Raw genomic sequence first — 15,100 nt, 5'->3', positions numbered from 1 at the left:
CGACCGGGTGGACCCGGTCGGCGAGCTGGTGGTCCCCGCCGGGAGGACCGCGCGATGGAGATTCGTTTCGAGGGTGACTGACCGCTGCTCACTGGTCCTCCGGCGTCGCCGGTGGCGTGCTGGTCGCCTCTTTGGCGGGCGGCGGCGCGAGGGCGTACCCGTCCTCGCGGCGGAGCACCAGGGTCAGCTCCTCCAGCATCGACAGCTTCCGGAGCGCGGTACGGACAGGCACTCCGGCCCGTGCGGCGAGGACGTCCACGCCCACCACGCCCCGGCGGGGCAACGCCTCGACGACGGCCCGTGCGTCGTCGTCGAGCAGGTCGACCGGCCGCTGCGGTCCGCGCGGTACGGGTGCCAGGTCGCCGATCCGCCCGACCTCCTCCAGCACCTGCGCGACCCCCGTCACCAGTCGAGCCTTCGGACGCTCCCGCAGCATCTCGTGGGCGCCGACGGACATCGCCGACGTGACCGGACCGGGCACCACCATGCTGGGTTTGTCCAGGGCGAGCGCCCGGTGGGTGGTCTGCGTGGCGCCGCTGCGGGCGGCGGCCTCCACCAGCACCGTGCCGAGGGTGCCGGCCGCGATCACCCGATTGCGGATGAGGAACCGGGGCCTGAGCGGTTCGGCTCCGGGCATCCACTCGCTGACCAGCAACCCGGTGTCGGCGATCCGGTCGAACAGTGCCGCGTTGCCCATCGGGTACGGGCGGTCCACGCCGCAGGCGAGCACGGCCACGGTGACGCCGCTGGCGTTGAGCGCGCCCCGGTGGGCCGCGGCGTCGATGCCGAAGGCGCCGCCCGAGACGACGGTCCAGTCCCGGTCGGCGAGCCCGTAGCCGAGCTCGGTGGCGACATGCGTGCCGTACCCGGTGGCGGCCCGGGCCCCGACGACCGCCACGGAGCGGTCGAACGCCTCTCCGAGCGGCCACGAGCCGCGCACCCAGAAGCAGAGCGGGGGAGCGGTCTCGACGTCCACCCGCCGGTACGCGCCGGGCAGCCGGAGCCGGCGTAGCTCGTCGACCCGGACGGGCCACTCGTCGTCGCCGGGGACGACGATCCGGGCACCGAGCCGGTCCGTGCGGGCCAGCGCCTCGGCCGCGACGGCCTGGGCATCGCCGGCGGCGCAGCGAGCGGTCACGGTGTTGCGTAGCGTCTCCTCCGGCGCGCCCCCGTCGAGCAGCAGGTCGAGCGCCGCCACCGGGCCGAGCCGGTCGACCAGCCGGTGCACCGACCGGGTGCCCGGCTCGGCGAGCCAGGTCAGCGCCACCCGGGCCAGTGTTTCCTCGTCTGTGCTCACGTCGCGTCCCCCGTCCTCAGTTGGATGGCCTCCCGGACGTCCTCGCGGTCGGGCCGGTCCCGACCGTCCAGGTCCGCGATCGTCCAGGCCAGGCGGATGATCCGGTCGAAACCACGGGCCGACAGCGATCCGGAGTCCAGCCGGGCCCGTAGCTCGGCGGTGTCCGGCCCGGGCAGCCGCCACGGCGGGCGGCGCAGGTGCGGGCCGGGTATCTCGGCGTTGAGCCGGCGGCCGAGCACCGCCCAGCGCGCGGCTGCCGCCTGCCGGGCGACCGCCACCCGAGCGGCGACGGTGGCGGAGGCCTCGCTGTCCACCGCGGCCTCCATCAGCTCGGCCGCCCGGAGGGGTGGCAGCTTCACCTGCACGTCGATCCGGTCCAGCAACGGGCCGGAGAGGCGGCTGAGGTAGCGCCGCCGGGCCTGCGGTGGGCACTCGCAGTAGGCGTCACCGGCCGGCTTGGCGCACGGGCAGGGGTTGGCCGCCAGCACCAGCTGCGTACGGGCCGGGTATTCGGCGCCGCCGCGGCTGCGGGCCAGCCGGACCCGGCCGTTCTCCAGCGGCTGACGCAGCGCCTCCAACGCCCCCCTGCTGAACTCGGGCGCCTCGTCGAGGAAGAGCACGCCCCGGTGGGCGAGGGAGATCGCGCCGGGGCGGGCCAGCCCGGAGCCGCCACCGACCAGCGACGGCACCGTCGCCGTGTGGTGGGGTGCCTGGAACGGCGGGCGGCGCAGCAACCGGCCGCCGGGCGGCAGCAGCCCGGCGATCGAGTGCAACGCCGTGACCTCCAGCGCGGCCTCGTCGTCCAGCTCGGGCATGATCGACGGCAGGCGCTCGGCGAGCATGGTCTTGCCGGCGCCCGGCGGCCCGACCAGCGCCAGGTGGTGCCCGCCCGCGGCGGCCACCTCCAGCGCCCTTCTGCCCAGCCCCTGCCCGGCGACCTCGGCCAGGTCGGGCCCACCGCCGTCCGGTGGCACCTCGTCCGACGCCGGCTCGATCAGGGGCGAGCCGTCGCGGATGAAGCTGACCAGCCGGTGCAGCGTGTCGACCGCCCGGACCCGGACCCCGGGAACGACCGCCGCCTCGGCGGCGTTGCCGGCCGGGACGATCACCTTGCCGACGCCGGCCCGGGCGGCGGCGGCGACCATCGGCAGCACGCCGCGCACCGGGCGGACCGTGCCGTCGAGGCCCAGCTCGCCCAAGACCACCACGTGTTCCAGCGGCAGCAGCGGCAGCTCGCCGGAGCCGCCCAGCAGGGCCGCCGCGATTGCCAGGTCGAAGGCGGAGCCGAACTTCGGTAGGTCGGCCGGCAGCAGGTTGAGGGTGATCCGTCGGTTGGGCCACCGCTGACCGGAGTTGACCACGGCCGCGCGGACCCGGTCCCGGGCCTCGTGCAGAGCGGTGTCCGGCAGTCCCGAGATGACCACCGCCGGCAGGCCGGCAGCCAGGTCGGCCTCGACCTCCACGAGGTGCCCGGTGACGCCGACCAGGCCCACGCAGAGCACCTTCGCGTAGCTCACGACGTCACCCGCCGGCCCTCGACGGCGGATCTGGTCATGTCATGTCCGGCCATCTCAGAACGCTCCCTTGAGGTGCTCGACGCGGGCGGGACCGGCGCCGGTGAGGCGTACCGAGATGACGTCGAACCGCACCTCGTCGGCGGTGGTGCCGGTGTCGGCGAGCCACCGGGCGGCGAGCCCGCGCAACCGCCGGGCCTTGGCCGGTACGACCGCCTCGGCCGGCGGACCGAACTCGTCGGTGCGGCGGGTCTTCACCTCGCAGAAGGCGAGCACGGGCCCGTCCCAGGCGATGATGTCGATCTCTCCGGCCGGGCAGCGCCAGTTCCGGGCCACCGGGCGCAGTCCCGCCCCGATCAGGTGCCGGACGGCGCACCGCTCGCCGTACGCGCCGACCGCCTGGTTCCGCTTCGTCATGCCCGGCACGGTGCCCCCTGCGGGTGGGGAGCCGCCGCCCCGCGTTGCGGGATCTGTGGACGGCGGGCGGACTGTGGACGACCGGACGATCATGCCCTCGGTGTGCTATGCGACTGGGGGTGGTGGATCGTCACCACGGACTGCGTGCGGTTCAGCACGGAACTGGACCGCCTCGGCCGCCACGGTTCCTGACCGTCGCCGCGCGGTGACCCGGCGCTCGGGATCGCGGGTGCCCAGGGGGCGAATGGCGTCCGTGGAGCCGGTCGCATACGGTGCCGGACGTGGACGGACGACGGAACTTTGTCGAAGATCAGGAGTCGCGCTGGTATCCCGCCGACCGCGACCGCGACCGCGAGCGTGGCTACGGGGAGGCGGACTGGCGCGACCCGGCCGAGACCCGGTATCGGGACGACGACGGGAGCGCCCCCGAGCAGCGCCGCGCCGCGGACGACGGCCGCTACGGGGACTCCACGGGGACCCGGCGCGGCGAACCGGGACGCTTCGCTGCGTCCACGGAACCCGACTCGGGTCGTTTCGGCGCTGTCGAGCCCGATTCCGGTCGCTTCAGGGCTGTCGAGCCTGACTCCGGCCGTTTCGGCGCGGTCGACGCCATCGGTCCCGTCGACGCCGACCGGGGTCGCTTCGGCGGCCCGGAGGACTCCGGCCGGTTCGCCGTCACCGGACCGGAGCCCGCGAGGTTCGGCGAGGCCGATTCGGGGCGCTTCGCCGCGGTCCCGCCGCTCGGGGACACCCGGTCGGAGACCGAGGGATACCGGGCGAGCCGCTCGCGCCGGGCCGAGGCGGATCCGGACGTCTCCGGGGAACTGCCCGCCGATCGTCCGGGCCGGCGGGCCGCCCGGGAATCCAGGGAGGCCCGCGACGCGGTCTCGACGTCGGGCGTCGACGTCCTGGCCGGGGCGGGCCCCGTCGAGCGGGGCGCGGAGTCGGCCCGCCCGGCCCCGCTGGGCGGCTATCCGATCGTCGCGCCCGGCCGGTCGGCCGAGGCGGCGAACCCGGTGGAGACGCCGGTCGTCGAGCCCGCCCGGCCGGCCGAGCCCCCGCACCCGCTGGAGATGCCGACCGGGCCGATGTCGCCGATCGTCCCCCGTGCCGACCTTCCGGCGGGGGAGTTGCCGGTGTACCCACCGGTGCCCGCCCTGCACCCGGGACCACCGGCGGGCGACGGGGTCTACCGGACCCGGCGGCCGGCGCTGGCCGCGCTCTTCACCCTGCTGGTAGTGGTGTTCGAGGTCCCCGCGATGCAGGTGCTGTTCAGCGGCGTGACCAGTGACCCGGTCTCGGCCGCCGACACCCTGGTGGGGATCTTCCTGGTCTGCGGCCTGCCGTTCTTCGCGATCGGCCTGTACGGGCTGCGCACCGGCGGGCTGTCGCTGGCGGAGGGGAGCCGGGGCTGGCTGCGCCCGCCGACGGCGTACCTGACCGTCGGCCTGGTGCTCTTCGTCGCCGCGGCTCTCGCTGTCCGCTGAGCCCCGACCGTCAGTGCCTGCCCGACTGACGGCGGACCGGGGCGGCCGCGCCGAGTGTCGGAAATGAGTGTTTCATCCCCTTCCCCGTACCCGAGGCATCGGGGGCGGGGAAGGGGCGTACACTGGTCGACTGGCGACCGCCTTGTGCGGTCGACCTCGCGTGCCCTCTCCACGAATCGTCGTGGGGCGACGACCTCCCTGGTCCCGATCCTGAGTCGGGCCCACCATGGGTCGGCGACCAGGCGCCAGGACGCCCGGCCACCGGCCGGGCGTGACAACCAGGGATCTTGAGGAGTACCCCCATGGCCGTCGTGACCATGCGTCAGCTGCTGGAAAGCGGTGTCCACTTCGGGCACCAGACCCGGCGCTGGAACCCGAAGATGAAGCGTTTCATCATGACGGAGCGCAACGGTATCTACATCATCGACCTGCGCCAGACCCTCGAGTACATCGAGAAGGCCTACGCGTTCGTTCGTGGGACCGTCGCCGAGGGTGGCAGCATCCTCTTCGTCGGCACCAAGAAGCAGGCCCAGGAGGCCATCGCGGAGCAGGCGACCCGGGTCGGTCAGCCGTACGTCAACCACCGCTGGCTTGGCGGCATGCTGACCAACTTCCAGACGGTCTACAAGCGGCTTCAGCGGATGAAGGAGCTGGAGGCCCTGGGTGACCTGAGCGGCACCGCCGCCGGGTACACCAAGAAGGAGACCCTGCAGCTCTCCCGCGAGAAGATCAAGCTGACCCGCACCCTCGGCGGTCTGCGGGACATGCAGAAGCTCCCGGCGGCGATCTGGGTGGTCGACACCAAGAAGGAGCACATCGCCGTCGACGAGGCCCGCAAGCTGGGCATCCCGGTGATCGCGGTGCTCGACACCAACTGCGACCCGGACGAGGTCGACTTCCCGATCCCGGGCAACGACGACGCGATCCGCTCGGCCGAGCTGCTGACCAAGGTCGTGGCCGCCGCCGTCGCCGACGGCCTGATCGCCCGTTCCGGCCGTCGTCGCGGCAGCGACGAGAAGCCGGAGCCGGGCGTCGCCACCGACGAGCCGCTGGCCGAGTGGGAGCGTGAGCTGCTCGAGGAGCCGAAGAAGGCCGACGAGCAGGCCGAGCCCGCCGCGCAGGCTGAGTCGGCTGCGCAGGCCGAGCCCACCCCGCAGGCTGAGCCGGCTGCGCAGGCCGAGCCCACCCCGCAGGCCGAGAAGGCCCAGCCGGCCGAGCAGCCGGCGACCGCCGCCGCGGAGTGACCGCGCCGCCGCTTCCCCGCCGCCCGTTCGCCCGGGCGGCGGGGAAGCGGCAGGTACGCCGGGCACCTCGCGCCCGAACCGGGTAACCGGCACCGGGACCAACCCACCCGCAGTCTCAACACCGAAGAGAGAGCCATGTCCAACTTCACCGCCGCGGACGTCAAGAAGCTCCGCGACCTCACCGGCGCCGGCATGATGGACTGCAAGAAGGCGCTGACCGAGGCCGAGGCCGACTTCGACAAGGCCGTCGAGATCCTGCGCGTCAAGGGCGCCAAGGATGTCGGCAAGCGGGCCGGCCGTACGGCCGCCAACGGTCTGGTCGCCCACTCCGGCAAGGCGCTGCTCGAACTCAACTGCGAGACCGACTTCGTCGCCAAGACGGAGGCCTTCATCGAGCTTGCCCAGCGGCTGGTCGAGCACGGTGAGCGCAGCGGCGCCGGCACCGCCGAGGAACTGCTCGCCACCGAGCTGGACGGCAAGGCCGTCGCCGACCTGGTGCAGGAGCAGTCCGCCAAGATCGGCGAGAAGCTGGTTCTCAACCGGTTCGCCAAGCTCGATGGCACCACCGCCGTCTACCTGCACCGCAAGAGCCAGGACCTGCCCCCGGCGGTCGGCGTGCTGGTGCAGTACACCGGCACCGCCGGCGACGAGGCGGTTGACTCGGACGCCCGGGGCGTCGCGATGCAGATCGCCGCCATGCGGCCGAAGTACCTCACCCGGGACGAGGTTCCGGCGGACGTCGTCGAGTCGGAGCGGAACATCGCCGAGCAGACCGCCCGCGAGGAGAACAAGCCTGCGGCGGCCCTGCCGAAGATCGTCGAGGGCCGGGTGAACGCGTTCTTCAAGGACTACGTCCTGCTGGAGCAGTCGTCGGTCGCCGACAACAAGAAGACGGTGAAGCAGCTGCTGGCCGAGGCCGGCATCGAGGTCACCCGCTTCGTGCGGTTCGAGGTCGGCCAGGCCTGAGCCGCCCCCGGGCGCTTCGCGCGCCCGGGCAGGGAGAACGTCGACGAGGAGGCCGGGGTGTACGTGACAGGCACCGCGGCCTCCTCGTCACATAGGGTCGGCTACGGCAGTTTCGCGGTACGGGGCGTACGGGACGTGCGCATGGGGAAGGACGGGGCGGATGACGCAGGTTGTGAGTGACCGGAGTCTGGCGGCGGACGATCCGACGGCACCGCCCCCCGGCCGGGCCCGCCGGGTGGTGCTGAAGCTCTCCGGCGAGGTGTTCGGCGGGGGCGCGATCGGGGTGGACCCGGACGTCGTGCAGGCCATCGCCCGGCAGATCGCCACCGTGGTCCGCCGCGGTGTGCAGGTCTCGGTGGTGGTTGGTGGCGGCAACTTCTTCCGGGGCGCCGAGCTGCAGAAGCGCGGCATGGACCGGGCCCGGGCCGACTACATGGGCATGCTCGGCACCGTGATGAACTGCCTCGCGTTGCAGGACTTCCTGGAGAAGGAGGGCATCGAGACGCGCGTGCAGAGCGCGATCACGATGGCCCAGGTCGCCGAGCCGTACATCCCGCTGCGCGCCATCCGGCACCTGGAGAAGGGCCGCGTGGTGATCTTCGGCGCGGGCGCCGGCATGCCGTACTTCTCCACCGACACCGTGGCCGCCCAGCGGGCCCTGGAGATCCGCGCCGACGTGGTGCTGATGAGCAAGAACGGCGTGGACGGCGTCTACACCGCGGATCCGCGGGTCGACCCGAACGCCAGCAAGTTCGACTCGATCACCTTCTCCGAGGTGTTGCGGCGTAACCTGCGGGTCGCCGACGCCGCCGCGTTCAGCCTGTGCATGGAGAACGGCCTGCCGATGCTGGTCTTCGGCGCGCAGGGCGACGACACCATCATCCGGGCCGTGGGTGGCGAGAAGATCGGCACTCTGATCACCGCCTGAGCGGTCGCGTGACCCCGACCTCAGCGGTCCCTCGACACGGCAAGCCCACGACGAGCACAGAAGGAGGCGAGGAGACCGGTGATCGACGACACCCTCCTCGAGGCCGAGGAAAAGATGGAGCGTGCCATCGAGCACGCCAAGGAGGAGTTCGGCGCGATCCGCACCGGTCGCGCCAACGCCGCCATGTTCTCGAAGATCGTGATCGACTACTACGGCAGCCCCACCCCGCTGCCCCAGATGGCGTCCATCGGGGTTCCCGAACCGCGCATGGTGATCATCAAGCCGTACGACAACTCGCAGATCAACGCCATGGAGAAGGCGATCCGCGACTCCGACCTCGGCGCCAACCCGAACAACGAGGGCAACCAGCTCCGCATCCTGCTGCCGCAGATGACCGAGGAGCGCCGCCGAGAAATGATCAAGGTCGCCCGGCACAAGGGCGAGGAGGCCAAGGTGGCCATCCGCAACATCCGCCGCAAGGGCAAGGAGGAGCTGGACCGGCTCGTCAAGGACGGCGAGGTCGGCGAGGACGACGGCCGCCGCGCCGAGAAGGAACTCGACGACCTGACCCAGCGCTTCGTCGCCGCCGTCGATGACCTGGTCAAGCACAAGGAGAACGAGCTTCTCGAGGTATGAGCCGTACGCCGGTTCTCCACCGGCGACCGACGGCATCGTGGCACCGGCGCTCCGCCGTCCGCTCCCGGGCGGCGGGGCCCGGTGCCACCGTCGTCGGGGGTGCCACGGCGGGAACGCCCACAACCGCCTGGAGGGCGACGAGCGTGTCCACGTCGACGGGGCCGGTCCGACGTGCGGGATCGGTGGGTGCAGTAGGCTCGGCACGATTCCCGGCCACCCTGCGGTGAACGGTGGGGATCGGCCGGCCGTCGGGCGGGTCAACCGGACGGAACAGTCGCGCGGGTAGGGGAATGGTTGTGGTTGTGCGTCATCTGGTGGATCTCGTACCGGTCCCGCTCGGTGCGTGATGTCCCACCTCGATCCCCACAGCAGCGCCGAGCCTCGCGGCTGGGACCGCCCCGACGCCCCCGCACCGGCGCCCGCCCTCCCCTGGCCGGAGCCCGAGATCGATCCCGGCCAGTGGCACCGGCATCCCGCCGTCATCCCCGACGCGTACGCCGAGTCGCCGGCCCGCTCCCGCCCGTACGCCGACGTGACGGCGGGCGGTGACCCGGCCGCGGTGAACGGCCACCGCGACCACCCCGACGACTCCGAGTACCCGACCGCCCAGCTCGAGCCGGTCCGGGACGTCGGGCCGGTCCGGGACGTCGGGCCGGTCCGGGACGTCGAGCCGGAGCCGGAGCCCGCGCGGCCCTCGGGTCGCCGGCAGCGCGGTCGGCGCCGGGCCGGTGCCGACCGGCCCCCGAGCCAGCAGCCCGTCCCGAGTCGGGCCGGGCGCAACCTGCCGGCCGCCATCGCCGTCGGCGTGGGCCTCGGCGCCCTGATCGTGGTGCCGCTGTTCTTCTACCCGCCCGCCTTCGTGATGGTGGTGGCCGCGGCGGTCGGCGTCGGCATCTGGGAGATGGCCCGGGCGGTACGCCGCAGCGGCGCCCATCCGCCGCTGGTACCGCTGATCGCCGGCGGGGTGCTCACCGTCGGGCTGGCCTGGTTCTCCGGTCCCGACGCGCTCAGCCTCGGCCTGCTGGTGACGGTGCTGGGCACCATGGTCTGGCGGCTCGGCGACGGGCCGCGCGGCTTCCAGCGGGACCTGACCGCCGCCACCCTCATCGCCGTGTACGTGCCGTTCCTCGCCGGGTTCGCCGCGCTGCTGGCGGCGCCCGAGGACGGCCAGTGGCGGGTGCTGGTGACGCTGGCAGCCGTGGTCCTCTCCGACACCGGCGGGTACGCGGCCGGCGTCAGCTTCGGCAAGCATCCGATGGCCCCCTCGGTGAGCCCGAAGAAGTCCTGGGAGGGCTTCGCCGGCTCGGTCACCGCCGCGGCGCTGGGCAGCGCCCTGCTGCTCTGGCTCTTCCTCGACGTGGCCCCGTGGTGGGGCGCGCTCTTCGGCGTGGCGATCTCCGGCGCCGCCGTCCTCGGCGACCTCGCCGAATCCATGATCAAGCGGGATCTCGGCGTAAAGGACATGAGCAACCTGCTCCCCGGGCACGGTGGCCTGATGGACCGGCTGGACTCGATCCTCTTCGCGCTGCCGACCGCGTACCTGCTCCTGGCGGTCTTCGTCCCGGTGCTGGAGTGAGGCGTGAATCACCCGGCGTCAGTGGTCCCGCCTGGCCGGCGGGGGGCGATTCGGCACCTCCGGACGGGTGTGTCGGCCGTCCGGCGTGACAGACTGGATGCGCTATGACGAGCCTGCCCCTGATTCCCGCAGACCCCGATGCCCCCGGTCGTCGGCCCGCGATGCCTCCCCGCCACCTCGCCGATCTCGACCTCGCCGGCCGCCGGGCGCTGGTCACCGAGCTGGGGGAGCCGGCGTTCCGCGCCAAGCAGGTCTCCACCCACTACTTCGGCCGACTGGTGCGCGATCCGGGGCAGATGACCGACCTGCCCGCCGCCACCCGGGAGAAGCTCGCCGATCAGCTCCTGCCCCGGCTGCTCACCCCGGTCCGCGAACTGGCCTGCGACGACGGCGCGACCCGTAAGGCGCTCTGGCGGCTGCACGACGGCTCGCTGGTGGAGAGCGTGCTGATGGGCTACCCGGACCGGGTCACCGTCTGCATCTCCAGCCAGGCCGGCTGCGGCATGGCCTGCCCGTTCTGCGCAACCGGCCAGGCCGGGCTGACCCGCAACCTCTCCACCGCCGAGATTGTCGACCAGGCGGTCTACCTGGCCGGGGTGGCCGCCTCCGGAGCGGTGTCGGGTTCGCCGCCGCGCCTTTCGCACGTGGTCTTCATGGGCATGGGCGAGCCGCTGGCCAACTACTCCCGGGTGATCGCGGCGATTCGCCGGCTGGTCGCCCCGGCGCCCGAAGGGCTCGGGCTGTCGCAGCGCCACATCACGGTCTCCACGGTGGGCCTGGTTCCGGCCATCCGCCGACTGGCCAGCGAAGACCTCTCGGTGACCCTTGCGTTGTCGCTGCACGCCCCCGATGATGAGCTTCGCGACGAACTCGTGCCGGTCAACCAGCGCTGGAAGGTGTCCGAGGTGCTGGGCGCGGCGTGGGACTACGCGGCCCAGACGGGGCGTCGCGTGTCGATCGAGTACGCGATGATCAGGGACGTGAACGACCAGCCGTGGAGAGCCGATCTGCTCGGGCGGCTGCTGGCCGGGAAGCTGGTCCACGTGAACCTCATCCCGCTCAACCCGACTCCGGGCAGCCGTTGGGATGCCAGCCCGAAGCCGGTCGAGCGGGAGTTCGTCCGGCGGTTGCGCGAGGCCGGGGTCTCGACGACGGTACGGGACACCCGGGGCCGCGAGATCGACGGAGCGTGTGGGCAGCTCGCCGCCGCCGGGGACACCGATACCGACACCGACCGGGCCGGGGAGAAGGCGTGACCGGGCGTAGCGAACGAGACCAGGAGACATAGTGGCGAGTCAGGGTCAGCGTTTCCGGCGTAAGGCGCTCCGCCGGGGATACAAGGTCGACGAGGTCGACGCTTTCCTGGACCGGGTCGAGGCGACGCTCGACGGCCAGCCGGTGGGCGCCCCCGTCGCCTCGCAGGAGGTCCACGACGTTGTCTTCCGGGTTCGCTTCAACGGCTACGACGAGTGGCAGGTCGACCTGCACCTGGACCGGGTCGAGCGGCAGTTGGCCGAGCTGGAGGAGCGCGGTGGCGCCGGCGGCCGCGGCGGCGATCCCCGCGAAGCCGACCGCCTGGGCCCGCCGGACCGGATGGGTCCCCCGGACCGGATGGGTCCGCCCGATCGGATGGGTCCCCCGGACCGGATGGGTCCGCCCGATCGGATGGGTCCGCCGGACCGGATGGGCCCCCCGGATCGGATGGGTCCGCCGATGCGTGACGACCGCGGCATGCCGCCGGTCCCGCAACCGATGCCACCCCGGCCGATGCCGGCGCAGGCTGGCCCTCCCGCCGACCGTTACGGCCGCTACGACGAGCCCACCGGCGCCTTCGCCGGTGGATACGACAATCCCCGGGGAGGCTACGAGCCGCCCCGTGGCCCGGGTGGCCCGGGCCCGATGGGACCGGGCGCCCCGATGGGCCACGGTGGTCCACCGCCGCGCAGCCTGCCCGCCGGCCCCAGCGGTTACGGTGACGGCCCCGGCAAGTACGGCGACGGTCCGGGTGGTGGCTACGGCGACGGCCCCGGCGGTTACGGTGACGGTCCGGGCAAGTACGGCGACGGTCCGGGCGGCTACGGTGAGGGCCCCGGCAAGTACGGTGATGGCCCGGGCGGCGGCTACGGCGACGGTCCCGGTCCCGGCAGTTACGGCGGCGGTGCCGGTCCCGGTGGTTACGGCGACCGTCCGGGCAGCCACGGCGACCGTCCGGGCAACTACGGCGACGGCCCAGGTGGTTACGGCGACGAGCCGCGTTTCGACGGGTTCGAGGCCGGCCGGCGTGCTCGCGCCGACATGACCGCCGAGATCCGGATGCCCGAGCGGGAGTTGCGTGACATGCGGGGTCGGGGCCCGGCCGGACCGCCCCAGCAGGGCTTCGGCGGCCCGCCGAACGCAGGCCCTCCGGTCGGCGGCCCGCCGAATGCAGGCCCTCCGGTCGGCGGCCCGCCGAATGCAGGCCCGCCGGTCGGCGGCCCACCGGTGGGGGGCCCGCCGCCGATGGCCGGCCCACCGATGGCCGGACCGCCCGGCAGCGACCTCTACCGCGTTGACCAGATCCGTCGCAGCTTCCAGGCGCGCCGGTTCGGCAGCGGGTACGACCCTGACCAGGTCGACGGCTTCTTCGACACCCTGCTGGGTGGCATGCAGGGGCGCAACCCGATGCCGGTGAACCCGCAGGACCTGGACACTCTGCGCTTCGGGCTGGTGCCCGGCGGCTACTTCGAGGCCGAGGTCGACGCCGCGCTCAAGGACGTGCAGGACATCCTGTTCGGCCGCTGATCCGCGTACGGTGAGGGCCCGCTCCCCGGTCGGGGGCGGGCCCTCGTGCGTGTCACCTTCGGCGCGCGGACCGGTTCGACGCCGGCTGACGCGGGTGCGATCAGGACCGCAGGCCGTTGCGCCGCAGCACGGCGTCGCCGATGACGATGGCCAGCAGCAGCACGGCCAGGCCGATCAGCCAGATGTCCTCGACCCTGCCCTCGTGGTTGCCGCAGAGCATCGCCAGCAGGGCCAGCGCGGAGACCACCGCGCCGATCCGCCCGGACTTGCGGTGCCCGGGCTTGTGCTGGTCTGGCGACGTTACCGGCTCGCTTCCTGCCACTGTCGGTCCTTCCCTCGCGATCGGATCTCCGGTTAGTCTGGCACGCCCCGTGCCGGGCCCGGCGCTGGGTCCGACCGATGGGGCGGACCGCACGACCGGTCCGGCGACCCCGGATGGCGTACGAGGGCCGGCAGGTGGGGACCAAGGTCCCGGCTCGGCCCGGGCGTAACGGCACTACCGGCGTCGCGGGTCGGTCGCCAGACTCACTCCGGTAGCGTTTCTGGCGTACACCTTGTTTGTCGTTTTGAGGGGGAACTGCGGTGCGAGTGACCGGTACGGGCCACGCCAGCATGCGGATCGACACGGCCGCGGGCAGCATCCTGTGTGACCCGTGGGTCAATCCGGCCTATTTTGCGTCGTGGTTTCCTTTTCCGGACAACTCCCTGCTCGACTGGGAGGCTCTCGGCGACACCGACTACCTCTACGTCTCCCACCTGCACCGGGACCACTTCGACGGGGCGCACCTGAAGCGCTTCGTGTCGAAGTCGGCCACCGTGCTGCTGCCCGCGTTCCCCACCTCCGAGATGGAGGACGAGCTGCGGGAGCTGGGCTTCACCAAGTTCCTGAAGGCGCCGAACGAGCAGGTCGTCGAGCTGGACGGCGGCCTGAAGGTCATGATCCAGGCGCTGACCAGCCCGACCGACGGCCCGATCGGCGACTCCTCGCTGTGGGTGGAGTACGACGGCGTCCGGCTGCTCAACCAGAACGACGCCCGCCCCACCGACCTGAGCATCTTCACCGAGTTGGGTCACGTGCACGCGCACATGCTCCAGTTCTCCGGGGCGATCTGGTACCCGATGGTCTACGAGCTGCCGCAGGCGGCGAAGACCGCGTTCGGCAAGCAGAAGCGGGACCGGCAGTTCGACCGCACCTGGCGCTACATCGACGACCTGAAGGCCGACCACGTATTCCCGATCGCCGGCCCGCCCTGCTTCCTCGACGACGAGCTGTGGCAGTTCAACGACATCCACGGCGACGAGGGCAACATCTTCCCCGATCAGTCGGTCTTCCTGAGCGAGTACGCGAAGGTCGGCGGCACCAACGGCATCGTGCTGCTGCCCGGCAGCGTCACCGAGGTGACCTCCTCCGGTGCCGAGACCACCCACCCGGTGCCGGTCGAGGAGTTCTTCGCGAACAAGGTCGCCCACCTGGAGGAGATGCGCGAGCGCAAGCGCCCGGTCATCGAGGCCGAGAAGGCGTCCTGGCGGCACCCCGACGTGGACGTGCTCAAGGAGATGCAGCGCCGGATCGAGCCCCTGCTGGAGGAGTCGATCTACCTGGCCAAGGGGGTCGGCGGACCGGTCCGCTTCGACCTGGTGGGCTACGACGGAGACAGCGTCGAATCCATCGTCGTGGACTTCCCGGGCAAGCAGGTCCGGCCGTACGCCGACGAGAAGGTCCGCTACCGGTTCCGTACCGACCGGGCGATGATCGAGCACCTGCTGCACATCGGCGAGGTGGACTGGGTCAACTCCCTCTTCCTCTCCTGCCGCTTCTCGGCGGCCCGGATCGGCCAGTACAACGAGTTCGTCTACGCGTTCTTCAAGTGCCTCTCCACGGAGCGGCTCCAGTACGCCGAGGGCTGGTACGACGAGCACGAGCGGAGCACCGACGCCGAGGACATCACCCTCGGCGACTGGGTGCTGCAGCGGCGCTGCCCGCACCTGAAGGCGGACCTGACCCGGTTCGGCATCGTCGAAGGCGACCAGCTCACCTGCCAGCTGCACGGCTGGAGGTTCGACCTGGCCAGTGGCCGCTGCCTGACCAGCGTCGGGCACAAGGTCCGGGCGCACCGGGTCGGCGAGCAGCAGACCTCCGCCCCGGTGGACGAGGCGGCCAGCTAACGGCGATTTCCCCGCGCCCGCCGCCCCCGCCGGGTGACCATCAGGTCGAAGAGGGGGTGGCGTGGCCGAGGGAGTGGGCAAGAGCGGG

12 protein-coding genes and 1 pseudogene are annotated in these 15,100 nt (G+C 72.6%); 9 read left to right on the top strand and 4 right to left on the bottom strand.

What is annotated here, in order from left to right; genetic code table 11:
• Positions 1 to 88: 88 nt before the first annotated feature.
• From GA0070608_RS02530 to GA0070608_RS02520, 3 genes are read right to left on the bottom strand one after another with little or no spacing between them, the layout of a single operon-like run.
• Positions 89 to 1,384, bottom strand: a complete 1,296-nt coding sequence (locus tag GA0070608_RS02530) for a DNA-processing protein DprA (RefSeq protein ID WP_411970805.1) — start codon at positions 1,382 to 1,384, stop codon at positions 89 to 91.
• On the bottom strand, positions 1,294 to 2,814 hold the full coding sequence (locus GA0070608_RS02525; RefSeq protein WP_091620932.1) for a YifB family Mg chelatase-like AAA ATPase: 1,521 nt from the start codon (positions 2,812 to 2,814) through the stop codon (positions 1,294 to 1,296). The genes GA0070608_RS02530 and GA0070608_RS02525 overlap by 91 nt, the downstream gene beginning before the upstream one ends.
• Positions 2,815 to 2,868: 54 nt before the next feature.
• Positions 2,869 to 3,228 (bottom strand): YraN family protein, encoded by a 360-nt coding sequence (locus GA0070608_RS02520; RefSeq protein ID WP_091620928.1) that lies wholly within the window; start codon positions 3,226 to 3,228, stop codon positions 2,869 to 2,871.
• A gap of 244 nt (positions 3,229 to 3,472) precedes the next feature.
• Between GA0070608_RS02520 and GA0070608_RS02515 the strand changes: the two are divergent.
• From GA0070608_RS02515 to GA0070608_RS02480, 8 genes and pseudogenes are all read left to right on the top strand, one after another.
• Positions 3,473 to 4,715, top strand: a pseudogene (locus tag GA0070608_RS02515) (hypothetical protein).
• 302 nt (positions 4,716 to 5,017) lie between these two features.
• The gene (gene rpsB / locus GA0070608_RS02510) at positions 5,018 to 5,959 is read left to right on the top strand and encodes a 30S ribosomal protein S2 (protein ID WP_091620924.1); all 942 of its coding nucleotides are present in this window, start codon (positions 5,018 to 5,020) and stop codon (positions 5,957 to 5,959) included.
• A gap of 135 nt (positions 5,960 to 6,094) precedes the next feature.
• Positions 6,095 to 6,925: a translation elongation factor Ts gene (gene tsf, locus GA0070608_RS02505; RefSeq protein WP_091620919.1), complete on the top strand. Its 831-nt coding sequence runs from the start codon at positions 6,095 to 6,097 to the stop codon at positions 6,923 to 6,925.
• Positions 6,926 to 7,085: 160 nt separating this feature from the next.
• Entirely contained in the window at positions 7,086 to 7,853 is a 768-nt protein-coding gene (gene pyrH, locus GA0070608_RS02500) for a UMP kinase (RefSeq protein ID WP_091620914.1), read from the top strand.
• 78 nt (positions 7,854 to 7,931) lie between these two features.
• On the top strand, positions 7,932 to 8,489 hold the full coding sequence (gene frr, locus GA0070608_RS02495; RefSeq protein WP_091620910.1) for a ribosome recycling factor: 558 nt from the start codon (positions 7,932 to 7,934) through the stop codon (positions 8,487 to 8,489).
• Between the two features lie 346 nt (positions 8,490 to 8,835).
• Complete coding sequence (locus tag GA0070608_RS02490; protein ID WP_091620906.1) at positions 8,836 to 10,065, top strand: phosphatidate cytidylyltransferase; 1,230 nt, start codon at positions 8,836 to 8,838, stop codon at positions 10,063 to 10,065.
• A gap of 104 nt (positions 10,066 to 10,169) precedes the next feature.
• Positions 10,170 to 11,321: a dual-specificity RNA methyltransferase RlmN gene (gene rlmN / locus GA0070608_RS02485; protein WP_091620903.1), complete on the top strand. Its 1,152-nt coding sequence runs from the start codon at positions 10,170 to 10,172 to the stop codon at positions 11,319 to 11,321.
• 31 nt (positions 11,322 to 11,352) lie between these two features.
• Positions 11,353 to 12,846 carry a DivIVA domain-containing protein gene (locus GA0070608_RS02480; protein ID WP_091620900.1) on the top strand — a complete coding sequence of 498 codons (1,494 nt, stop codon included), beginning with the start codon at positions 11,353 to 11,355 and terminating at the stop codon, positions 12,844 to 12,846.
• Positions 12,847 to 12,946: 100 nt separating this feature from the next.
• Here GA0070608_RS02480 and GA0070608_RS02475 read toward each other — a convergent pair whose 3' ends face one another.
• Entirely contained in the window at positions 12,947 to 13,168 is a 222-nt protein-coding gene (locus GA0070608_RS02475) for a DUF2631 domain-containing protein (RefSeq protein ID WP_091620896.1), read from the bottom strand.
• 260 nt (positions 13,169 to 13,428) lie between these two features.
• Here GA0070608_RS02475 and GA0070608_RS02470 point away from each other — a divergent pair, with 260 nt between their 5' ends.
• A complete protein-coding gene (locus tag GA0070608_RS02470; protein ID WP_091620891.1) occupies positions 13,429 to 15,012 on the top strand; it encodes a Rieske 2Fe-2S domain-containing protein in 1,584 nt (527 codons plus the stop codon).
• The last annotated feature ends 88 nt before the right edge of the window (positions 15,013 to 15,100 follow it).

The organism is Micromonospora peucetia (genome assembly GCF_900091625.1).
GTDB lineage: Bacteria > Actinomycetota > Actinomycetes > Mycobacteriales > Micromonosporaceae > Micromonospora > Micromonospora peucetia.
This window is presented reverse-complemented; position numbering and strand designations above follow the sequence as displayed.